Source organism: Sphingomonas sp., assembly GCF_004799495.1.
In the GTDB taxonomy this organism is placed as follows: Bacteria; Pseudomonadota; Alphaproteobacteria; order Sphingomonadales; family Sphingomonadaceae; genus Sphingomonas.
Map to the genome: position 1 here is coordinate 36,720 of NZ_SSMY01000011.1, position 20,382 is coordinate 57,101.

Here is a 20,382-nt window from a genome sequence, read left to right on the forward strand (position 1 = left end):
CTCGAGCCGCATGAGACCCCAGTTTTCGCTGGGGTGACAGTTAATTTCCGCCCTTCCCCGTCCATTTCCCCAGCCACCCGAGCACCTCGCTATACCATTGCCGGCTCTCCTTCGGGGCGAGGACCCAGTGGCTGCCGCCGGGGAAGACGATCAGCCGCGACGGAATCTCGCGCCGCTGCAGCGCGGTGAACGCCGCGATGCCCTGCGTATAGGGAATGCGGAAATCGCCCTCGGACGTGATCACGAGCTGCGGGGTCTTCCACCTGTCAACGTAATTGACCGGGTTCCATTTCTCGAACGCGGCGGGATCTTGGAAATAGGCCTTGCCGCCATGTTCCCACTCGTCGAACCACAATTCCTCGGTCTCGTACGCCATCGCGCGCGCGTCGAACACGCCGTCGTGCTGGACGATGCACCTGAAGCGGTCGGGCCACTGCCCCTCGATCCAGTTCATCATGTAGCCGCCGTACGAGGCGCCGAGCGCGCAGGCGTTGTTGCCGTCGATCCAGCCGAACTTGGCGGTGGCGGCGTCGAAGCCCTTCTTGAGGTCCTCGAGCGGCCAGCCGCCCCAATTGTTGCGGATGTCGTCGCTGAATTTCTGGCCGTAGCCGGTCGATCCGTGGAAATCGATCGCGACCAGCGCATAACCCGCGCCCGCAAACAGCGCCGGGTTCCAGCGGTACGACCAGCTGTTGTTGCTCGACCCTTGCGGCCCACCATGGACCATGAACGCCATCGGCGCCTTGGCGCCGTCGGCGAGCCCCGCAGGCTTCACCGCATAGCCCCACACCGTGTCGTTGTTCGCGCCGGTGAAGCTGAACCGCGTGACGGTCGGCATGTCGATCCCGGCGAGCTTGTCGGCGTTGACGCTGGTCAGCCGCGTCGTTTTCTTCCCCGCCAGCCAGTAGAAATCGTCGGGCCCGGTGAGCGAGTTCATCGAATAGACCAAGCCCTTCGCGGTCGGCACGACGGCGGAGACGTTGCCCTCGCCCGTCAGCCGCGCGACCTTGCCCGCCAGCGAAACCGACCAGATCGGGTTTTCCTGCGTGTCCTCGGCGGTGACGTAGATCGTCTTCGAATCGGGCGACCACGCGACCGAGCCCACCGAGCGGTCCCAGCTTTCGGTCAGCGCGCGTGTCGTCCCGCTGGCGAGGTCGCGCAGCATCAGCACCTGGCGGTCGGCTTCGTACCCCGGGCGCTTCATCGCGAAATAAGCGAGATATTTGCCGTTGGGCGATGCGGTGGGGAGGTTGTCCATCCCGTCGTTCGCGTCGGTCAAATTGACCGGTGCGCTCGACCCGTCGGCGGGCGCGGCGAAGATGTCGAGGTTGGTCGACGTGGATTCGATCCGCCCCGCCTCGCGCAGCGCGAAGAATACGGTCTTGCCATCGGCCGACCATGACACTTCCTCGCCGCCGCCGAACGGCTTGGAGGGAGTATCGCCGACCAGCGCACCCTCGATCGCCTTGCCGTACCCACTCGCCTTGCCGCCCGCCATCGGCAGCACGAACAGTTGCGAGCGCGTGCCGTCGGCCCAAGCGTTCCAGTGGCGAACGAAGAGCTGGTCGTAGGTGCGGCCGTTACCCGCGTCCGCCGCCTTCTTGACCTCGGCGGGTTCGCTCGTCGGCGCACCGGGAATGCGGTCGGCCCAGATCAGCAGCTTGTCGCCAGTCGGCGAAACCTTGAATCCGCCGAGACCGCCCTTGAGGTCGGTGACTTGCACCGGCGTCCCGCCCGCGATCGCGACCGACCAGACATTATCCTCGCCGCCCTGATCCGACTGGAAGAACACGGTCTTGCCGTCGGCGGAGAATTGCGGCGCGGTTTCGTTGACCGCGGCGTCGGCGACGAGCTTCTCGGGCTTCGCGCCCTTCACGCTCAGATCGAGCCGCCACAGGTCGAACCGGCCCTTGTCCTTGGCGATGTCGGTCTCCCGCTGCTGATACACCAGCCAATGCCCGTCGGGCGACACCGCGGGCGCCCCGACGCGGCTGAGCATCGTCACGTCCTCGATCGTGAGCTGACGCGCGGTTGCGGGAAAGGCGACAATGGCGAGCGCGACGCTCGCGAGCAGGAGCTTTTTCATGGCGGCGACGATGCCGCAAGATTGTTGCGTGGGCAACTGCCCGACGCGGTCAGCGCCCGCCGGTGATCCGCGCGATTTCCTTGGCGACCATCGATTCGACCAGTTCGGGCAGGTTCTTGTCGAGCCACGCGCTCAGCATCGGCCGCAGCATGTCGCGCACCAGGCCCTCCAGCGTGTCGGCGCCGGGCGTTTCGGGCTTCACGATGAGCTTCGACAACGTGTCGAGCGGCGCGCGGCTGGCCTCGGCGGTCTGCGCGGAAACGATCGTCTCTGGCGTTGGTGCTGCGGCGGGCTGCGACATCGGCGGTGCTGCGGCGGGCTGCGACATCGGCATCGGCGCGGGATCGACGGCGGGTTCGAACGCGACCGGCTGGGCGACGGGGTCCGGCGCCGGCTCGTTCAATTCGAGCACATCGTCTTCTTCCTCGACGAACGCCTCGACCGGCGCGGGCGGCGGAACGGGGCGGCGGCGCGCGCGGACGGGGCCGCCGCTCTCGACGTCCTCGGCGATGATCCGCTTGATGGAGGCCAGGATGTCCTCCATCGACGGTTCGGCGCTCACATCCCCCATATGCAGCTTCCTCGCGCGGCCAAACCCCGCGAAAGCGAGGTTATTTCTTGGTGCCGTTTGCTTGAGTATCCGGTGCGATGTCAACCGGCGCGTTCAAACTCGGGTCGAGCGGGCGCTTCTGGCTCGAGTCCTGCGCCGGGGTCGCGCGAGTGCTGGTGCCGGTGGGCTTATATTCCGGGTTGCCGCCGAAATCGCTCCACTTGTTCTTGACGCGGTTATAGTTGGTCAGCGGATCGTAGAGCGCTCCGCCGTCGAGGCCGAGGTCGCGCGCCTCCGCCTCGCCCATCGCCGCGAGCAGCGCGAACCCCGCGACATAGGCATCGCGCTGCGCGGTCACGAGCGTCACCTGGCTGTTGAGCAATTCCTGCTCGGCGTTGAGGATGTCGAGGATCGTGCGGTTGCCCACGCTGTTCTCGGCGCGGACACCCTCGAGGCTCAGTTTGTTGGCTTCGACGGCCCTTTGCGCCGACGCGATGACCTCGAGCGACGATTTCCAGATCGCATAGGCCGATCGCGTCTGCGCGATCACGGCGCGCTCGGTGTCGGTCACCGTCTCCAGCGCCTGCGCGCGGCGTTCCTGCGCCTGGCGGATCTGCGCCGAGGGCAAGCCGCCCTGATAGAGCGGCAGCGTGATCTGCGCGCCGACCGTGCCCGCCGAGCCGGACTGGCCGGGTCTGGGGTTGGTGCCGGTGCCGAACGAACCGAGATAGTTGAAATAATTGCCACCGACGACGCCCGACAGCGTCGGCAGGCGCGACGCGCGCGCGGCGCTCACGTCATATTTGGTGGCATCGCCCGCGCGCACCGCGGCGAGCAGATTGGGGTTGTTCTTCAGCGCGACGTCGACCGCGGCGTCGGGCGAATCCGGCAAGTTGGGCAGCGCGGGCGGATCCTCGAGCACCCCCGGCGGCGTGCCGACGAAGCGGATATAGCTTTCCTTGCTCGAAATCAGCCGCGCCTGCGCGGTCTCGAGCTGGCTGCGCGCGAGTGCGAGCCGCGCGTCGGATTGCGCAACGTCGGTGCGCGTCAGGTCGCCCACTTGGAAGCGGTCCTTCGCGGCCTGGAGGTTGACCTCCAGCACCTTCACGTTTTCCTTGTTGAGCCCGACGATCGCCTCGTCGCGGATCACATCCATGTACGCGCCGACGACCCCGACGAAGAGGTCGGATTCGGTCCCACGCAACTGGTCGCGCGCGGCGTCGGCGCGAACTTCGGCACCCTTGATCGAATTGGAGACCCGCCCGCCGCGGAAGATCGGCACGGTCAGCTGGGTATTGGCCTGAACCTCGCGATCGGGGTTGAGCAGCGAGTTCGTGCTCGAACTGTTGAGCGCGTTCTCGGTGTATCCGCCGTTGAGCGACAGCGACGGGCGTCCCGCGGCCTTGGCGATCGGCACGTTCTCGTCGGTCGCGCGCACGCCGGCGCGCGCCGCCGCCAGGCTGGGGTTGGTGTTATATGCCTTGACCAGCGCCTCGCGCAGTGTGTCGGCGGCGGCGGGTCCCGCCACCACGCCGATCAGCGCCACCCCGGCGAGCAGTACGGAAACGCGCATCAAAATCCTACCTTCGTTAAAACGCGAAGCCGCGCGGCGCGGCAAAGCCGGGCAGCGCGACGCAATCGATATCGGCGAATGCCTTGAGCCCGAACCCGCCCTTGACCGCGCGGCCGGCGGCGAGCCGGCGCACGCCGCGCTCGACGATGCCGGCGACGATCCGTCCGCCCGGCGCGACCTGGCTGGCGAGCGTCTCGGGCAATTGCTCGATGCAGCCGTCGACGATCAGCACGTCGTACGGTGCGCCCTTGGCATAACCCTTTTCCAGCGGCCCGGCGATCAAGGTCACGTTGCCATAGCCCTCCAGCGCCGCCTTGGCGTGCGCGGCGAGGTCCTTGTCGCTTTCGACCGCGACGACCGAGGCGACCAGCCCGCTCAGCACCGCCGCGGTGTACCCGCCCGCCGCACCGATCAGCAACACGCGGTCGGCGGGCAGCAGATACGCCTCGGTCAGCAGCTTGCCCGTCGCGATCGGCACGTTGAGCTCGCGGCCGTTGCCGATCGCCACCGCGGTGTCACGGTATGCCAGCCGGCGCGCGGCTTCGGGCACGAATTTCTCGCGCGGCACCGTCGCCATTGCGGTCACCACGCGCGGATCGTTGACCGCGTTGGTGCGCAACTGGCTCTGCACCATCGCGTGGCGCATCGCTTCGTAACTGGTGATGTCCGCCGCCGGATCGCTCATGGCCCGCTCATTCGCATAACTGTTTTACTTATGCAACACACTAGATGCCGCGCGTTCCCTATATGGTGCGGGCGCGCCCACGCCAAGCGGCAGACTGATCTAATTTGCAGTGGTTTGGCGGGGCGGTGGTTGACTTGGGGCAGAGCCTTGCGCAAAGCCCCGCGCCTTGCCGCATCGGGGCCCGATGGCGGAGTGGTGACGCAGAGGACTGCAAATCCTTGCACCCGGGTTCGATTCCCGGTCGGGCCTCCAGCGGCGCTCAGCTGATCATGCTCTTTAGCGGACGCGAATTGCGCTCTTACGAGCTGATTTTACCCGCTAACGATCTAAATATGCCGAAACGGGCCTGAAAATCTGGTGGTCGCTCGACCGCGATCTCAGATTGGCGCCGCCGGAACACGGCAGTGGATTCGCCTTATCGCGCCCAAGGCATGACGTATTTTGCTGATCCCGTCATGACGATCAGGCGTCGATCGAAAGGGAATTCCTCTTCCACCGTAGCGGCGATGCGCCATCCGCGTCCGCGCCATGCCTCGTATTCGACGATCTCGTCCAATGGCCTGCCGACCAATGCAGCGAAAATCGTCTCGGGCATTTCAGACCCGAGCTCGATGCTCAGCTCGCCAAAACGCGTCTCGATAGTAACCGGACCGATCTTGGCCTCGATCTCAAGCGAGTGATCGACCAGCTGGAGCGTGAAATATCCACCATCTGCTCTGTCGAACATTCGCGAGAATAACGGGGGCTGCGACATCTGCGCCGGCGGCCGCTGTGAAAATTGCGACGGTCGGGTCGCAGAATGATAGTATCGCAGCGGGTGGGATCGCAGATGCCGGCCTACGCTTGGGCCCGACAACCGGGGTCGGGCGGGCCAACCGAACTGCGGCCGAAGCAACATGACCGCTTCGTCGAGCGCCAGGCCCTGGAGCTCAAGCATCGAGACGAGGAGCGGCGACGCGGACCTGACGGTCGCCGCCAGCTCCGCCCGAAGCGCGTCGTTCAGCGCGGCATCTCGCGCCGCCTCGATCTCGCGATACCGGCCAAGTGCCATGCGACGCGCGCTGCGAATACGACGGCGGTCAAGAGCGGTCGGCGCGTCAAGCGACCACGGAACGACGGCCGCTTCCAACCGTCTTGCGGTGCTCATTTCGACAGCCCGCCCGTGGCGACGATCACCGACAGGAGATGGCGGGTGAGCGCGTCGGCACCCTTTTCGTAGGCGATCTCACCCCAGGCGTCCCAGCGGTGCACGCGCTCGGCCAGCCAGGCGAACAGGTCGTCGCGCGACCGCGCGTCGGCGAAGGACTGCGACCAGGCGACGTTGCGGGTCGGCATCCTCGCGCCGACCTTGATACCGGTCAGGGTCACCACGCTGCGCCTGCCGACGACCTCGCGCGCGAACACGTGGCGGCGGAAGCCGACCTCGCGCTCGAACCGGAGCAGCGCCCGCTCGCGTGCCTCGTCTTCCAGGCCCTTCGCCGCCGTGACCGCCGCGACGACCGCCGCCATCGGCAGGCGCTCGAACTCCGGTTCGCGCGTGGCCTGCAGCATCATGAGCACTGACCGGCCGAGCGGGCTGAGCCCCGCCTCGAGGGCGGTCGCCCACGGCGACGACCGAGAAGTTTCGACCATGCCAATGCTTGCGAGCCAGCACTGGTGGAAGCGCCAAAAGGCCATGTCGCCGTCGAACAGGTCCGACTTGCTCTCCCGGCCGTGCCAACCCGCCTCGATCCCGGTCATGGCGCGGAGCATCAGCTCGTGCTGCTCCCGCGCGAAATGCACGGGCGGGAAGCCGAGCTCGCCTTCCCAGAAGGCGTTCCTGACGCTCGGCCAGACGCGGCCCGCGGCATCCTCGAACCCGCCGGGGCACTCGCGCAGCCACCAGCCCCACGGCAATTCGCCGAGGTGGCGTTCGAACTCAGCCACGACAGCCTCCCCGGGTGGGGTCGAGGCCGACCGGCGGCGGCGGGCCGTCGCGCGGGGGCGCCTCGCTACCATCCGCGACCGCGCGCAGCTGGGCGGCGAGCGCGGTCGTCTCGCGGAAGACGTAGGCGTCGTCGCGATACGTCCGGGCGAGTTCGGACGACGACGGGGCCACGGATCCGCGCCCATCACCCGGGACCAGATCAAACGCGTGATCGCACTCGAACCCGAACCACCATGCGTGCTTGTCCTCGACGCGGTGGTCGGTGGCATGCTCGACCTCGTGGAAGACATCCGGACGGATCACGACGTGGCAGATGCGGCGCGCCTCGACAGCGAGGCGGCGGGCCGGGGTCGGTCCGTCCTGGCACAGCCGGGAATACGTCAGGCCACCATGCACCTCGATTCCGATGTCGGGCGCCACCGCCTCCGAATCCCAGCCCCACAGCGGGTGGTCGGACGGGACACCGACGTATCCGGAGAGGAAGCCGCGCCGCGAGTCGCGGAGCATGATGCAGTCGTAGCCGCTGGCCTCGTCGCGCCAGCTGACCTTGTCCGCCTCGCCGAGCCACACACCGTCGCCGTCAGGCCGGGATTCCCGGTCGTAGTAGATCTCCTCTGCGGGGACGATGCCGGCGCTGGTGGCGTAGCCGCGGCCGGTGACGAGGACCACGCCGTCCTCGCGAGCTACCCCGCCCCCGGTGCCGACCAGCTTGGCGACAGCGAGTTCGGATCGCAGGAGGGGCAGCAGCGTATCCGCCGTGGCGGGCGCGACTGCGAGCGTCGCCGGCTTACGAGCCGCGGGCGTCCTGCGCTTGCTCGCGGGCGCAAGTGAAGTGGACTTGCTAGGCTTCTTGGACATTTCACGCTCCTTGCAAAATTGGTTCGGGTTCGGTGGCTGCAGGTCTGGCTTGTTCGAGGATCGGCTCATGGCGAAGCTGGCGCGTAGCGCTCACGCCAGGTGATCCGCTCGACCGTGGGACCGAGCGCCTTCGGTCGTGCGGAGACGGAGTAGACCTGACCGGCAAGCCACCACTCCTCTTCGGCGCGGCGCTCGTCGGGCACATCGCGCCACCAGCACTTGGGATCCCCCTCCCCGTCCCAGCGGTATCCCCGCATCCGCAACTGGTTCCTCAGTTCGAACGCCGCGCCAACCGCACGAAATCGCCAGGTCGGTCTGCGCGCAGTTTCGAGCATCTCGGCCAAGGCGGTGCGACCGGACGGCAAATCCTGTCGCAGCAGCGCGATGACCGCATCGACATCGTCACCTGCGCGGTGCGCACCGTGGAAATATCCCGCCTGCGCCAACAGCCAGCCCAACGACCGCCCGTCGTAGCCGCTTCCTCGCCAATCGATATCCGAGCAGCTGCAGGTCCAAGCGAGGCCCGCCGCGCCGGGCAGGCGCCTCTCAATATGGCCGCGATCGAATTGGGCGTTATGCGCGCAGACGAAGTCGGCGGAACGGAGCAGGCGCACCGCGGCCTCGTCGTCGATCGACTTGCCGGCCACATCCGCGTCGGTGATGCCCGTCAATCGAACGATGTCCTCGGCCAGATCCTGCCCGGGGTCTTCCAGCCACGAATAGTGCCGGTCGATCTTGACGATCACCCCGTTTGGGTCCGCGCGGAACCGGCGCAAGGCCAGTTCGATGATGACATCGTCGCCGCCCAGTCCTGACGTCTCGCAATCCACGACCACGCCGATGACGGTGTCGACGCGGCCACCGACGCCGGTTTCCCCTTCGGGCACATCGAGGCGGCGGAGCAGGCGCCAGTCATCCTCGCCGTTCACCGCGCACAGGGCGTCCTTCCCTGGAATCCCGTCCAGCATGTTGCCTCCAGTGATTTCCAATGTTGGTTGGCTCGGGCGACCGGATCCGCCGACACGTGCGGATCGGGTCGCTGGAGCGACGTTCAGGCGAGGAAGCGCTGCTCGATGTTGAGGTCGAGCCCCGCCGCGAGCGGCGAGCTGGGCGCGGCATCGACCATCATCAGCGTGTCGCAGATCGCCGGGGACACGAGCGCCTCGACGATCGGGGAGGTGTGGTCGAAGCCGGTGACGATGGCGGCGTCCGCCGCCGCCGCGCCCATGCGCGCATAGAGACGCCCCGCGATCTCCGATTCGTCCACGGCGAACGAAGCGTGAAAGGCGTGGACCGTCTCGAAGCCGTCGTCGTGGACGACCGTGGCCGTGAAGAGCCGCAGCGGACGACCCTTCTCCTTTCCGCGTGTCGGGACACCGCGACCACGCGGATCCCGCCTCCCGTTGGCCGCTCTGTCGCCTGCGGTATCAGCGCCCCGATCCATGGTCGCATCCACGTTCTCAACGAGCTCGTCGATCGCGCCGGGGTCTGCGTCGAGACCGAGCGACAGCCCATGGATGAGGACGCCGCGAATGCAACCGGCGCGCGTCAGGCACGCGTCGATGGCGCTCGCGCCATGAAACATCGTCCGCGGCGCGAGCAGCCAGCTCATTGGATCGTGCGCGACGCCCTCGCGCTGGAACCGGGCGCCAGTTTCGGCGGCGACGAGCGCGAGGCGGATCAAGCCGCGGCGCGTCGTGCGGACGGCCGCGTCGGACACGGCGTCCTCGTCGAGCGGATCGTAGTTGCGAACCGGCGGCACGACTGCCGGGAGATTACGGGTCAAGGTGGCCATTTCCATGGTCGGGTTCCTTCCGTCGTTCATCGATGCTGGCCGACACCACGGCCCGCAAACCCTGTAGTAGCTATAGCCTTAGGTAGTTTCAACCTTTCCAGAGCTATGGAAATGTTCTGTCCCACTTCGAGTCAGTCGCGACGATCGGTCCACTTCGGTCGGAAGCGGCCTTGAAGGGTCGGTTCTGTCGGTTATTCTGGAGGAATGGAAAATATGAAGGCCATCGCCGTCATGAGCGCCCTCGCCCAGCCCACGCGGCTGGCGGTTTTCTCGTTGCTTGTCCGTGCGGGCACCGGCGGCATGACCGCGGGCGACCTGGCCGCCGAGCTGGGCACGCCATCGAACACGATGTCGGCGCACCTTACGGTCCTGAACCATGCAGGCCTGACGTCGTCGCGACGGTCAGGCCGCAACATCTTCTACGCCGCGCACCCCGACATGATCAGGCAGCTGACCGTGTTCTTGGTCCGCGAATGCTGCGACGGGTGCACGGGGGTGTGCGAGCACCTCCAGAGCGATCTAGACGCTTGCAAGTCCGCGGGGACCGCGCCCCGCGCCGGCACCGCCTAATCGCTTGTCAGCCGCAACCAGCAGTTCGTCATGAGCGCCTTGCAATCACCGTTCTCGCTGGTGAAGTCGGCGCTCGGTAGCGGCGTGCTTTCATAGGGCGGCGAATGGGAACGGCGACGGAGGATCTCGTCCATCTGGCCGGAAACGACGTCCACCTCGCCTTTCGGCATTCCCATCGTCGTCGCGAAAACCTTCGTAGCGTTGGTGACTCGGTTGCCGACACCAAGCAACTCCATGTTCTGCGCCAGCCACCCGAAGCCCATGAAAACAATGGTCTCGGCAGCCGCGATGCAATCCTTCACGGCGTCGGCGATGCTCTCCTCCATCGCCTCGGTGAAGGTGCGGATGCCAGCGGCGACCTCGGGCAAGACCTGCTGATCATCCAGTTTTCCGAATGGGACGTAACCCGGCTGGTCGGGGAAGAAGGCTCCGACCTGACCATAGGGATGAATGATGTTGCACCGGGCCAGCGCCTTCACGGCCCTTCCCCGGTCAATCGCGAAGCGCCGTTGCAGCGCCGTGACCAGAAACTCCTCGATGCAACGGTCATAGTTGAAGATGACGAACGACGCGCGCTCGAACACGCCATCGACCGTATCGCGCGTGTGTCCGTCGAACAGGATCTGACCGAGCTGAGCGTGCCAGCTGCCGGTCAACTGGGCGACCTGCTTGGCCCTGATGTCCGCCGCGTTCGCGGCCGGCTGCGTATAGGGCACGAGCGACGAACCGGCTTCGTGACGCAGGATGATCGTCGCAATCGCGAGCTTGGCGAGGAATTCAACGTCGGGCAGATCCCGAACCCCTTCCAGATAGCCGTCGATGCTGCGAGCATATGGCAGACCCGCGCGAATGGTCGCGGCCGCCCGCCGGTAAGCCTCCAGACGAACGGTCCAGTCGTTTACGCCCGCCTCACGAATGGCCCGGTCCTTCAGGATCGCGGCGATCACCGGGTCCTTCACGTTGATGCTGGTGTTCGCGTCGTCGACGGCCAAAAGGTCGGTGATCTTGTTGCGTAACCCCTCGCCGAGCGGAAAGCCGAAGTCATGGCTGCCGCCGGCCCCGATCACGAAGGTGGTGTCCTTGCGTAGCATGCAGGTTACCTAGCACGGCTCATGCTCCGGCGCAGCTGGGGGCCGGCCCATTGCCCTTCGCTGGATCGCCGCGCCTAGCTTAAAATCTGCGGCCGCTAGCATTTCGGCGACGCGCTGAGCGCGGCCGGCAGCAATACCGTAAGCCGTCGGGGGCATGCGTTCAGCCGACCGCGACAGGTCCGAACAGGTCGGGCCGGGTGTCGATCAGACCGAGCACGTCGAGGATCGCCAACGCCGGCTGCTCCGCGAGGATGGTGGCACCGCGCCTGGGGATGACCGTCAGGGCGGCGGCAACGTCAGGTTCGTTCAGCAGCGGCGCGTCCGTCGCGGTGGCATCCAAGATCACCGCAGGCAGGAAGCGGAATAGCGCCAGCAGGTGGCAGGCCCGCAAGCGAACCGCCATTTCCTCGCCGCCATCCAGCACGGCCCTCGCGAACGCGTCGACGCCGAGAGGGGACCAGCCCCGCTTCAGGCGATCACCCCACGTCCGCTCGCGTGGAAATCCCAGAGTCGCGAAATGGTAGCGGGCGTTTTCGAATACCCGCCTACGGGATGGAAACGCGCCGGCCGGATTGACCCGGACCTTGCTCACGCCATGCCGCAGGCGCGCCCTGACGAACATGCGCGTCGTTTCCGCGTGGATCGCGTCACCGGCGTCTGACCACTCTTCGAACAGGCCGCCCCAGGCCATGTAGTCGGACAGCCGATACGCGCAGACCTTGTCGTCCACGACCACGTCGTCTTCGTCCGCGGCCTCGAGGGGTTCGATGGCGGCGTCGACCGTGCGCTCGGCCTCGACATAGAGCGGATGCTCGAGCTCGAACGCGGGCGGCCGCCGGATCGACCCCTCCAGGATCACACCCTCGGCCTGGCTCGCCGCCCGCGACATCGCGGTGGCATACCCCGCACGATATACGGTGTCGGCATCGGCCTGGAGCACAAGGACGTCGCGCTCGGCCACTCCCATCTCGCTGGCGAGCTGGGCCGCGACGGCAACCCCGCGACGTCGAGGCGGCACGTATCCGCGCTCGCTCTCCTCCTCGATCCGAAGACGCCCCGGATGTGACCGCGAGATGTCTGCCAGCACGTCCAGCGTGCCGTCGCTCGAGCCGTTGTCCACGGCAATGACGATAGTTTCGCAGCCGTCTTCGCCGAACGATTGGAGTAACGAGCCGATAGCGTCACGCACGACGTCCGCCTCGTTAAGGCAAGGCATGACCGCAACGGTCAGCATCCCACCCGGCGCTCAGCCATGGCCGCGGACGCGATACATGTGTGCGAGCAGGGGACGTGCGAGATCGCCGCCCTACCCGCGGCATAGGCGCCGGGGTCGATCGCCCTAAACCTGCCACGAAAGCGACGCGCGGCGATGTCGTCGCAGAGCGCATCGATGCCCTCGTCGCCCACCCGGGCGGCTGCGCGGTTACAGCATTCCGGATATCCCAGCATCCGACCGAGCGCGATCGTGTGCCTGCCGGGCCGCCGGTCGATGTCGAGCGCACGGCGTGAAGCGACGCCACTTCGGGAAAGCACGGCATAGCCATCCCTGTCCGTGCTGGTGAACAGACCAAGCCGGCGTGCCCAGCGGCGCATCTCTAGTCGGTTGTCGCCGACGTGGATCCGGACGGCCGGCTTCAATCCGTCAACCAGCAGGCCGATGTCAGTCGCCGCCGATGGCGGCAGCCAAGGCGGCAACAAGGTCACCCGCCGCCTCTCGACCTCTTGAGGATCAACTGGGTGAAGCCGGGCGGCGAGGCATCCACGAAGCCGGCGGCCTCGGCGGCAAGGCGCGAAGCGACGTTTGCCTTGCGCATGTGCAGATATATCGGCGAATGGGCGCTGGCATCGGCCGCCTTCCGATAAGCGATACGGCCGATGCCGCGCGCCTGGTCGGGCTTGTTGAGGAATATCTGTAGGGAAGCGTGCTTCCCGATGGGCGGCTCGTCGATGATGTTCACGAACACCTCGCCGGCCCGCTTTCCAGCGACGACCACATCCCAGTATTCGCCACCGGGTCCGTCACCCTTGCCCTTCCGGCCCGGCTTGGCGACCAGCTCGACATCGCCGTCCGCGACCTTGGGCCGGTTGCGCGGGGCGGTCGGCACTTTCGGCTTAGGCGTTGGATGCGCCGGCTTGCGGCGCGGCCGCTTCGTTGGCGTCTTCCCGTCAGCCATAAAGTTCGGCGAGCCCATCCCTGAGTCTTAATTCCGCCGGCTGCCACATCTCGGCGGGGAAGAAGCCCGGCGAGAACGCGACGACCGCATCCTGGATCCGCTCGACAAGTCCTGCGGAACGCATCGCTGCCGCCACTGCATCCACTTTCGCCAGCACGATATCGAGCGGCGGATCGTGCCGCCTAACGCGATCCGGCCAATCGCCGTCACCATCGTATCGGTTGTTGAAGTAATCCATGTCGACATGGAGGAGCACTGGGCCAGGCCCGATGTCGGCGAGCCAGTCGGCCAAGTCTGCGGTGGCGCGGTATCGGCCTGGTCCAGTCCCTCCGTCCGACAGGGGGTCGAGCCGCACTGCCGGTCGCTGTGCACCGGGACGGAGAAGGTCGTCGGCATGTATGTCCTGGACCACCGAATAGTCTTCGGTCGCGGTGATCTTTGGCGCCTGCCCAAGCTGGCGGACGTCGCAATTCGGGAAGGCCCTGAGGAACGGCGTTAGAAAGCTGCCCATTCCGACGGCGCCGCTCGCGCACGAGGCGAGCACGGAGTCCGGATCGCGGATATCGAACGACTTTCCCGTTATCAAATCCACCAGGCCGGCGTCCGTAATGGACAGCCTCGGCGAACCCAGATCGCGATGGTCATCGAGATGAAGGATGGTGATGGGCTCGTCGGAGGGCACGCCCGCGCGCGCCACCCATTCCGTCCAGCTTGGCAACGTCCACGTGTCGTAGAGCGCCGTCAGCACCCTCCCAGACCGGCGGCGCGCCATGGCCATGCCGCCGAGACCGATGCCGTCCCAGGCAATCAATTCGTCAACGATGCGCGGATCGACGTGCCTCTCGATGCCGGCAGGCCAACCGAGCTCAAGTCTCCACATGCCGTCGACCTCGGTCGCCGTTGCGTCTTTGTCGCAGAAGTAGTCGCGCAGGCGGCCGTGCCGGGCATGCCGGTCGGTCGGCAGCCGATCCTTAGGTAGTAGGATCGTCACGCCGCAAGCGACATCGGCCGCCCCCTTTCCTCCAACACGTGAGCCAGTGCCCGCCCCGCCGCAGTCAAGTCGCAATCGCGCAGCGTCGAGAAGGCCTGGGCGAGATTGCGCTCGGTGTCCTGTAGTTGCGCCGTCGCCCGATTATGCAATCGGGGCGGCCCGTGCTCTCGCACATGTTCCCAAAAGCGCCCCAACTCGACGAATACGAACGCGGCGTGAAGCAACCCGGATACGGGGCGTAGATCCTCACGCCACGGCGACACGACAAGAGCACCCTGCGACGTCGTCGGACGGCGGCGCTCGAACAGGTACAGCTTTTGATGTCGGTATTCGTGGATTAGAGAATCGGCGAGGTCGTAGGCGTCGATAAGGCCATCACCCTGGACGATCGATACGAAAAGCGCGCCGGGCACGGAGTCGTCGCTGAACGACACGATCTTGTCAGGATGCGCAGAAGGATCGCGGACGAACTGGATCGCCGAACAGATCAGCCGAAGCTCGCGGGCGACCGCTGGGCGCCAAGCGTCTATAAGCGATAGCGCTTCATCGACCAGCGCCCTGCCCCTTGCTGCAACTTCTTCGGCCTCGAAATATATTCCCTCGCCGAACGGTAGGCGCAGCCATTGGTCGTCGCGGCCGACTTCGAGGTCGCCGGCGGCAGTGAGGTCGCTTGCCGCCAGCTCCACGTAAGCCGGATCGACATCCAGCGGCTTGCCGTCGATATCCCTGACCTGACCGCCCAACCGCGTCGCCCGCTGCCAAGCGACCGTTCCCGCGCGACGGGCGAGGCGACGCAACGTGTCACCGTCAGCGATGTCGACGTCCGCTTGCGAACGCGCGATGGCGTCCCGCAACCCAGCCTCGTCGTCAGCCAGCGCGTCGTCCTGCAGTTCCGCGACGATTTCCGCACTGGTTTCCGCCAACTCGAAATTGCCGACATCGAAATCAGGAAGCGAATTGTCACCAGATTGCGGCGCCGCGAAACTCTGCGACAACCTCAACCTAGCGTGGCCGATCAGGGCCTTCATCTCTCCGCAATAGACTGTTGGATTGTCAAAGCCGCCGTCGCCAAATCGGTGCGGCACCGAGCCGCCGCCGCAAATCTCGACCAAATCGCACGAGCGGCAAGTCGCGCTCAGGCCTGATTTCGTCAGTAGGCGTCGGTGAGCGGCCAGCTGGACGGAGGATGCGACTTCTTCCACCGACGTGTCGACGACCGACCCTACGAGCCTCGTCGCCCCGTCACCGGCCACCTTCAGCACGTCGAGGTCGTGCCAGGTGCCGTCCGTCTCTAGGGAGATCAGGCTCACGTCGCCCAGGCCGAACGCATCGGTGCCCGACGGAAGTCCGGCGATCGCGTCAAGCAAGGCCTCGAAGGTCCTGACGGGCAGTTCGGGGTAGTTGTCCAGCCACTCGTCGAACGCCTCGACCAGCCAGCGTTCGTAGAGACCTGGATCCGCATCACGACCCGGTGGGGATCGGCGATGGTGAGAGTCCGGCAATAGGAAATCGACCTTAGGAATGCCCTTGTCGGCGAAATACCCAAGCAAAATCGACGGGCGCACCGATGCGTCGATGACCGCGATCACGCCGGCGAACACCGTCGGCCGCTTCGCCAGGCGATGCAGAGCTGCCTCGACCCGATCGAAGCTCGAGCGCCCCTTGCGTGTCGTTCGGTGAAGGTCGTGCGCGGCACGCGGACCATCCATGCTGAGCGACACGGCTATGCGTTCAGCCTCGAAGGCGTCGAGGACGTCGTCGGTCAGCAGCAGGCCGTTCGTCTGGAGGCCGACGTCCACCTCCACCAACGGACCGACGGATGAACGCAGCAGCCGGGTGAAATCGACGATATACTGGTGCCCTGCGAGGAGCGGTTCGCCGCCGTGGAAGATGACGGCGACGCGGTTCAGCTGCTGCGTGCGGACGTGTTCGGCCAAGCGCTCGGCGAACAGATTCTGATGCTCCGCAGACAGCAGCTTCGGCATGCTGCGCCAGCTCTGGTCGGCATGATGATAGACGTAGCAATAGTCGCAATCGAGGTTACACCTCGACGCCACCTTGACGAGGAAGGAGGTTATCCTCGCCGAGGACACGGGCTCGCCCTTACGAGCGGCTGTGCCGGTGATGCATGCGATCGTAGCTGGTGATCACTTCGCTCGCCTGCGCGCCGGCGAGGACGCGGCCCTGCAACCGCTGGAGTGCCGGGTTGTCGCTGCGCGCCTTGATGACGCTGGAACGGACGGCGACGGTGTCGTCGGTGGTCTGCATTGCGTTCTCCTTATGCCCCACCCGTCTAACTCAACGGCGCCGCCCGCGCAACCGCGAGGTTGAGCCGATCCGGCGTCAAATTGACTACGCGTCCGCCGGCGCCGTTGCCGCGAGATCGGCTAGCAAGTCGATTGCCATTGAGCTGTATGGCGATGCGGGCAGCGTCGCAGTGGCCAGCGTCGTCGTCGCCCGGGCGCTCGGTTGCTCGCCGAGCCGTGCGGACTTCTCGATCGACTCCTGCGCCAGCATGATCGCATTGACCCTCTCGCGTCGTTCCTCGAGTAGTTGTTCGCGATTGAGCTGCAGCACGTCGATCGTCGACTGTCCTAACGGGGAGAGCGCAAAGGCGCGCTCGACTTCGAACCTGATGTGTTCGCGCGGCTCGAGCGCGACGGGATCGACCAGTAGCGGAGCTTCGGCCACCGTCGACCGTCCCACGCAATCCCGCACGCTGGGGTCGACGAGCGGGAACGTGTTCTTCTTGTGCCTTCCGTTGCACGTCTTGCAGCTCCAGAGCAGGTTTTCCCACTCATACGCCAGCCAGTAATAGCCTGGTCGCGTCAGCTTCGAGCCGGGTGCCTGGCGCCACGCCGCCTTGGGCCGGAAATGCTCGATCTCGCCGGACCCTACGTGCTCGACCCGGCTCTCGCAAAAGCAGCACTTTCGATGCTGCGCCGTTCGCAGAATCTCCCGCACGGCGACGCACCCATAGACGTCTTCGTCGAAGTCGAACCGTCCCTTGTGCGTGGCGTAGAGCGCGGGATCGGCATCATGAAGCGCCGACTTGGCCGCCACTAGGGCAGCGCCTGGCCCGAGCCCAGCCGGGGCCACAGCCGGCCTTTGAATCCGGATCATGCCTCCCGGCGCATCCTCAAGATCGCGCGGGCGCGATCGATGACCGATTGGCGGTCCTCATCGATTTCTTCCGGGTCAGTCCCGATGAACGCGAGCCTGGCGTCGAGATCCGCCATCTCGTCCAGCTCGACATCGTTCAAGCTGTCCTTGGATAGCAGCTCGAGCCGTCTGCGCACGGCGGCGCTGGTCGCAGGACTTCGCGCGGAGTCCAATCCGAACAGCTCGCTCGTCAGCAACTGGTCTACGCTCCAGTCCTTGACGACGGCGGGGTCGTTGTCGATCTCCACTGCGCCCTCAGCCGGGTCGAGCCTTAGAAGCACCAGGTTCTGGTCCAGCAGATCTTGGGCCATCAACGGGCTATGGGCGGTGGCGATGAACTGCACGTTCGGAAAATGCATGGTAAGGCTGCGCCGCAGTTCACGCTGCCAGCTGGGATGGAGGTGGAGGTCTATCTCGTCGACGATGACGATGGCCGGCTCGCGCATCGGCCGCGCGCTGTCGGGATAGGCATTGAAGAGCCGCCAGGCGATGTCGATGGTCCACGCTGTGACAGTCTGATAGCCAAGGCTCAGCTGATCTAGCGGAACCTGTCCGTGCGGCGTCTCTACCCTGACGCCATGCGGGACGGGCCCGAGACCTGCGGTGGGCGGCGGATTTATGACGATGTCTGACGGACGCCTAACTTCGGGCAAAATCGTCGCCAGCATCTCGGTCACTGCGCGCAACCGCATGGTGGCACGGCGCTCCTTGAACTTCACGACGTGGTAATCGAGCCGCTGCAGTATCCGCTCGGCATCGATCAACTCGACGGTTGAATCGAAGAGCGAGGCGATTGGATCGGGAATCTCCTCGTCGGCCGAAGCGACGGCAACGTGACGGCCGGCGCCATAAGCGAACAGGATCGGCGAGCCGAACTCGCGGTCACGGTCGCCCGCCCAGTTCGCGTCGTCCAGCTTGCCGCCCCTCCGCTGGATGAGCGCGGTCGATGTAATCCGGTTCGGGCGACCTCCGCGTCCGTCGAAACTGTAACCGGCGACCATCGACGCGCGAATACCGCAATCGACATCACGGCCGTTGCGGACCAGTGCGTCGAGGCGGGCGTTGTCGTCCTCCGCCGCAAATTCGGGTAGGAAGCCACGTTGGCCGGTCGGATCGCCCTCGATCCTGTTGGCGACGTCGGGACGCATGCGGGCGAGGCACTGCAGAATCGTCGTCTTGCCCGTGTTGTTCTCGCCAAGGATCAACGTCCAGCGGGCGGGATGCACGCCGTCCACGGTGAAGTCGACGAACTGGCCTTCGCCAAACGACTTCACATTGTCGAGTTCGAGACGGGTGAAATAAATGTGGTCGTGCAGCGGAGTGGCCATCACTTCACCCTATATAGGTTTCCGTCGGCGCACGAGGGGACATTCATCCGCCACTCTCGCGAGGAGCAAGGGTCTCGATAATCTTACACTCGGCAACGGTCCCTTGCCGGCAGCCGCTCAATACCTTGGCGAGCTCGCTGCGCATTGATTCCAGGTCGGCGATCTTGCGATCGACCTCGGCGAGATGTGCACCCGCGATGTCGTCGATCGCCTGGCAGGACTGCGACTTGTCGTCCGAGAGCGCCATCAGCTCGCGAACCGCGTCGAGCGTGAAGCCGAGATCCCGCGCCCGACGGATGAACGAGAGCCTGGCCAAGTGCTCCGGGCCGTATGCCCGATAATTCGAGCTAGTCCGGGCCGGAGCGCCCAGCAGGCCGATCTGCTCGTAATAACGGACGGTCTCGACCCGCGTCGCCGTCGCCCGCGCAAGTTCTCCGATCTTCATGCCTTGACCCTCTAGCGGCTTCAGGGTGCAAGGGACAGTCACGCTGAGCGAATCGGAGAGCGTGATGGACGACTGCTGTTCCAGGAAAGGTGACGTGATCGCGACACTCGCGGTCGACCCTCGGCAGCGTCGCGTCCTCGTCGTGGTGATGCTCGTGAACCTCGCCATGTTCGCCGTGGAGTTCGGCGGCGGCCTTTTCGCCCGATCTTCCGCGCTGATGGCCGATTCCGTCGATATGCTGGGCGACGCGATAGTCTACGCGCTAAGCCTGTATGCACTGACCAAGGGCCCGCGTTGGGAAGCGGGCGCCGCGCTGGCCAAGGGCGGCATCATCCTACTTTTCGGGATCGCCGTGATCTTCGAGATTGCCGACAAGCTCGTTAACGGCACGCCGCCCTCGAGCGTGCTGATGCTCGCCGTCGGCTCGCTCGCGCTGGTAGCAAACCTCTCTTGCCTGATGCTCTTGTGGCGGTTCCGGTCCGTCAGCATCAACATGAGCAGCACCTTCGAGTGCTCGCGCAACGACGTTGTATCCAACGTCGGTGTGCTGGCTGCCGCCGGTCTCGTTGCAGTGACTGGCAAGGCCTGGCCGGACGTGGCAATAGGCTGCATCATCGCGATCGTGTTTCTACGTTCTGCCTGGCGCGTCCTTTCGGCGGCGTGGCCGGCGTGGCGCAGCGGCGGTAAGCTGCCCACTGGGGTGTTCGACTGACATGACCCGGTTGCAGAACCGTTTGACGCGGCCACCGCATCGGCTAAGGGCTGCCGCCGTGCGCCGCATGCTCGCCTCGATCGCAGCCGTGATGCTGATGCTGACACTGGTGTCCGGCTTCCAGGCCGCGCCGGCTTTCGCCGCCACCGGACCTGACGGTTGCGCCACGGCAGTCGTGGGCGACAACGCGCCCGGCCATTCGGCCGGCGACGCGGACGAGGTGCCGTCAGATGGCGACAAGGCGACGCCGCACCACCACAATATCAGCCATAGCCACGAGCTCGCCGTTCCCGCGGCCGAGGTCTCCGCCATCGATTACATGCCCGCGTCGCGACCCGTCGGCCGCGGACCGTTGGCACCCCCGCCGGCCGTCGCGGAGCGGCGCGACCTGAGACCGCCCATCGCCTGACATCGCTCGTCCCCCGCGCCTTCGCG

At 66.0% G+C, this 20,382-nt stretch carries 22 protein-coding genes and 1 tRNA gene; 4 read left to right on the plus strand and 19 right to left on the minus strand.

What is annotated here, in order from left to right:
* Positions 1-40: 40 nt before the first annotated feature.
* Genes E7773_RS11485 through E7773_RS11500 form a run of 4 tightly spaced genes read right to left on the minus strand, consistent with a single transcriptional unit; the run spans position 41 to position 4,894 of the window.
* Positions 41-2,086 (minus strand): S9 family peptidase, encoded by a 2,046-nt coding sequence (locus E7773_RS11485; RefSeq protein ID WP_293991334.1) that lies wholly within the window; start codon positions 2,084-2,086, stop codon positions 41-43.
* 49 nt (positions 2,087-2,135) lie between these two features.
* Complete coding sequence (locus E7773_RS11490; RefSeq protein ID WP_293991336.1) at positions 2,136-2,657, minus strand: DUF2497 domain-containing protein; 522 nt, start codon at positions 2,655-2,657, stop codon at positions 2,136-2,138.
* A 40-nt stretch (positions 2,658-2,697) separates the two neighbouring features.
* Positions 2,698-4,209 carry a TolC family outer membrane protein gene (locus E7773_RS11495; RefSeq protein ID WP_293991338.1) on the minus strand — a complete coding sequence of 504 codons (1,512 nt, stop codon included), beginning with the start codon at positions 4,207-4,209 and terminating at the stop codon, positions 2,698-2,700.
* A gap of 16 nt (positions 4,210-4,225) precedes the next feature.
* Positions 4,226-4,894: a protein-L-isoaspartate O-methyltransferase gene (locus E7773_RS11500; RefSeq protein WP_293991341.1), complete on the minus strand. Its 669-nt coding sequence runs from the start codon at positions 4,892-4,894 to the stop codon at positions 4,226-4,228.
* Positions 4,895-5,072: 178 nt separating this feature from the next.
* On the opposite strand from E7773_RS11500, the gene E7773_RS11505 reads away from it, so the two are divergent.
* Positions 5,073-5,146: transfer RNA gene (locus E7773_RS11505), tRNA-Cys, on the plus strand.
* Between the two features lie 163 nt (positions 5,147-5,309).
* Here the strand turns inward: E7773_RS11505 and E7773_RS11510 are convergent.
* The 5 genes from E7773_RS11510 to E7773_RS11530 all read right to left on the minus strand — a co-directional run bounded on the left by E7773_RS11510 (position 5,310) and on the right by E7773_RS11530 (position 9,480).
* Entirely contained in the window at positions 5,310-6,041 is a 732-nt protein-coding gene (locus tag E7773_RS11510) for a hypothetical protein (RefSeq protein WP_293991342.1), read from the minus strand.
* On the minus strand, positions 6,038-6,820 hold the full coding sequence (locus E7773_RS11515; protein ID WP_293991344.1) for a hypothetical protein: 783 nt from the start codon (positions 6,818-6,820) through the stop codon (positions 6,038-6,040). Before E7773_RS11515 ends, E7773_RS11510 begins: the two co-directional genes overlap by 4 nt.
* The gene (locus E7773_RS11520) at positions 6,813-7,679 is read right to left on the minus strand and encodes a hypothetical protein (protein ID WP_293991347.1); all 867 of its coding nucleotides are present in this window, start codon (positions 7,677-7,679) and stop codon (positions 6,813-6,815) included. The genes E7773_RS11515 and E7773_RS11520 overlap by 8 nt, the downstream gene beginning before the upstream one ends.
* Positions 7,680-7,744: 65 nt before the next feature.
* Positions 7,745-8,647: a 3'-5' exonuclease gene (locus tag E7773_RS11525; protein WP_293991349.1), complete on the minus strand. Its 903-nt coding sequence runs from the start codon at positions 8,645-8,647 to the stop codon at positions 7,745-7,747.
* Positions 8,648-8,730: 83 nt separating this feature from the next.
* Entirely contained in the window at positions 8,731-9,480 is a 750-nt protein-coding gene (locus tag E7773_RS11530; protein ID WP_293991351.1) for a hypothetical protein, read from the minus strand.
* A gap of 225 nt (positions 9,481-9,705) precedes the next feature.
* On the opposite strand from E7773_RS11530, the gene E7773_RS11535 reads away from it, so the two are divergent.
* Positions 9,706-10,044 carry a metalloregulator ArsR/SmtB family transcription factor gene (locus E7773_RS11535; RefSeq protein ID WP_293991354.1) on the plus strand — a complete coding sequence of 113 codons (339 nt, stop codon included), beginning with the start codon at positions 9,706-9,708 and terminating at the stop codon, positions 10,042-10,044.
* On the opposite strand, the gene E7773_RS11540 is transcribed toward E7773_RS11535, so the two are convergent.
* The 10 genes from E7773_RS11540 to E7773_RS11585 all read right to left on the minus strand — a co-directional run bounded on the left by E7773_RS11540 (position 10,041) and on the right by E7773_RS11585 (position 19,235).
* A complete protein-coding gene (locus E7773_RS11540; protein WP_293991356.1) occupies positions 10,041-11,135 on the minus strand; it encodes a hypothetical protein in 1,095 nt (364 codons plus the stop codon). The genes E7773_RS11535 and E7773_RS11540 overlap by 4 nt on opposite strands.
* A 160-nt stretch (positions 11,136-11,295) precedes the next feature.
* Positions 11,296-12,369 carry a glycosyltransferase family A protein gene (locus E7773_RS11545; protein WP_293991358.1) on the minus strand — a complete coding sequence of 358 codons (1,074 nt, stop codon included), beginning with the start codon at positions 12,367-12,369 and terminating at the stop codon, positions 11,296-11,298.
* Entirely contained in the window at positions 12,363-12,839 is a 477-nt protein-coding gene (locus E7773_RS11550; protein WP_293991361.1) for a hypothetical protein, read from the minus strand. Before E7773_RS11550 ends, E7773_RS11545 begins: the two co-directional genes overlap by 7 nt.
* Complete coding sequence (locus E7773_RS11555; protein WP_293991363.1) at positions 12,836-13,327, minus strand: GNAT family protein; 492 nt, start codon at positions 13,325-13,327, stop codon at positions 12,836-12,838. The genes E7773_RS11550 and E7773_RS11555 overlap by 4 nt, the downstream gene beginning before the upstream one ends.
* Positions 13,302-14,300: a hypothetical protein gene (locus E7773_RS11560; RefSeq protein ID WP_293991365.1), complete on the minus strand. Its 999-nt coding sequence runs from the start codon at positions 14,298-14,300 to the stop codon at positions 13,302-13,304. The genes E7773_RS11555 and E7773_RS11560 overlap by 26 nt, the downstream gene beginning before the upstream one ends.
* Positions 14,297-16,393 carry a cyclophane-forming radical SAM/SPASM peptide maturase YhhB gene (gene yhhB, locus E7773_RS11565; protein ID WP_293991368.1) on the minus strand — a complete coding sequence of 699 codons (2,097 nt, stop codon included), beginning with the start codon at positions 16,391-16,393 and terminating at the stop codon, positions 14,297-14,299. Before yhhB ends, E7773_RS11560 begins: the two co-directional genes overlap by 4 nt.
* 10 nt (positions 16,394-16,403) lie before the next feature.
* Complete coding sequence (yhhA, locus tag E7773_RS11570; protein ID WP_293991371.1) at positions 16,404-16,568, minus strand: YhhA family cyclophane-containing RiPP; 165 nt, start codon at positions 16,566-16,568, stop codon at positions 16,404-16,406.
* 84 nt (positions 16,569-16,652) lie between these two features.
* On the minus strand, positions 16,653-17,363 hold the full coding sequence (locus E7773_RS11575) for a hypothetical protein (protein WP_293991374.1): 711 nt from the start codon (positions 17,361-17,363) through the stop codon (positions 16,653-16,655).
* Between the two features lie 56 nt (positions 17,364-17,419).
* Positions 17,420-18,790 carry an AAA family ATPase gene (locus E7773_RS11580; RefSeq protein ID WP_293991377.1) on the minus strand — a complete coding sequence of 457 codons (1,371 nt, stop codon included), beginning with the start codon at positions 18,788-18,790 and terminating at the stop codon, positions 17,420-17,422.
* 43 nt (positions 18,791-18,833) lie between these two features.
* A complete protein-coding gene (locus tag E7773_RS11585) occupies positions 18,834-19,235 on the minus strand; it encodes a helix-turn-helix domain-containing protein (protein ID WP_293991381.1) in 402 nt (133 codons plus the stop codon).
* 61 nt (positions 19,236-19,296) lie between these two features.
* Between E7773_RS11585 and E7773_RS11590 the strand changes: the two genes are divergently transcribed.
* Positions 19,297-19,947, plus strand: a complete 651-nt coding sequence (locus tag E7773_RS11590) for a cation transporter (RefSeq protein WP_293992281.1) — start codon at positions 19,297-19,299, stop codon at positions 19,945-19,947.
* 58 nt (positions 19,948-20,005) lie between these two features.
* Entirely contained in the window at positions 20,006-20,356 is a 351-nt protein-coding gene (locus tag E7773_RS11595) for a hypothetical protein (protein ID WP_293991384.1), read from the plus strand.
* Positions 20,357-20,382: the final 26 nt, after the last annotated feature.

What these genes read in the sequence shown, in the direction of transcription:
- E7773_RS11580 (WP_293991377.1), bottom strand. Translation starts at nt 18,790, where the DNA reads ATGGCCACTCCGCTGCACGACCACATTTATTTCACCCGTCTCGAACTC.
- E7773_RS11490 (WP_293991336.1), bottom strand. Translation starts at nt 2,657, where the DNA reads ATGGGGGATGTGAGCGCCGAACCGTCGATGGAGGACATCCTGGCCTCC.
- E7773_RS11500 (WP_293991341.1), bottom strand. Translation starts at nt 4,894, where the DNA reads ATGAGCGATCCGGCGGCGGACATCACCAGTTACGAAGCGATGCGCCAC.
- E7773_RS11535 (WP_293991354.1), top strand. Translation starts at nt 9,706, where the DNA reads ATGAGCGCCCTCGCCCAGCCCACGCGGCTGGCGGTTTTCTCGTTGCTT.
- E7773_RS11510 (WP_293991342.1), bottom strand. Translation starts at nt 6,041, where the DNA reads ATGAGCACCGCAAGACGGTTGGAAGCGGCCGTCGTTCCGTGGTCGCTT.
- E7773_RS11525 (WP_293991349.1), bottom strand. Translation starts at nt 8,647, where the DNA reads ATGCTGGACGGGATTCCAGGGAAGGACGCCCTGTGCGCGGTGAACGGC.
- E7773_RS11585 (WP_293991381.1), bottom strand. Translation starts at nt 19,235, where the DNA reads ATGAAGATCGGAGAACTTGCGCGGGCGACGGCGACGCGGGTCGAGACC.
- E7773_RS11545 (WP_293991358.1), bottom strand. Translation starts at nt 12,369, where the DNA reads ATGCTGACCGTTGCGGTCATGCCTTGCCTTAACGAGGCGGACGTCGTG.
- yhhA (WP_293991371.1), bottom strand. Translation starts at nt 16,568, where the DNA reads ATGCAGACCACCGACGACACCGTCGCCGTCCGTTCCAGCGTCATCAAG.
- E7773_RS11520 (WP_293991347.1), bottom strand. Translation starts at nt 7,679, where the DNA reads ATGTCCAAGAAGCCTAGCAAGTCCACTTCACTTGCGCCCGCGAGCAAG.
- E7773_RS11530 (WP_293991351.1), bottom strand. Translation starts at nt 9,480, where the DNA reads ATGGAAATGGCCACCTTGACCCGTAATCTCCCGGCAGTCGTGCCGCCG.
- E7773_RS11540 (WP_293991356.1), bottom strand. Translation starts at nt 11,135, where the DNA reads ATGCTACGCAAGGACACCACCTTCGTGATCGGGGCCGGCGGCAGCCAT.
- E7773_RS11485 (WP_293991334.1), bottom strand. Translation starts at nt 2,086, where the DNA reads ATGAAAAAGCTCCTGCTCGCGAGCGTCGCGCTCGCCATTGTCGCCTTT.
- E7773_RS11555 (WP_293991363.1), bottom strand. Translation starts at nt 13,327, where the DNA reads ATGGGCTCGCCGAACTTTATGGCTGACGGGAAGACGCCAACGAAGCGG.
- E7773_RS11495 (WP_293991338.1), bottom strand. Translation starts at nt 4,209, where the DNA reads ATGCGCGTTTCCGTACTGCTCGCCGGGGTGGCGCTGATCGGCGTGGTG.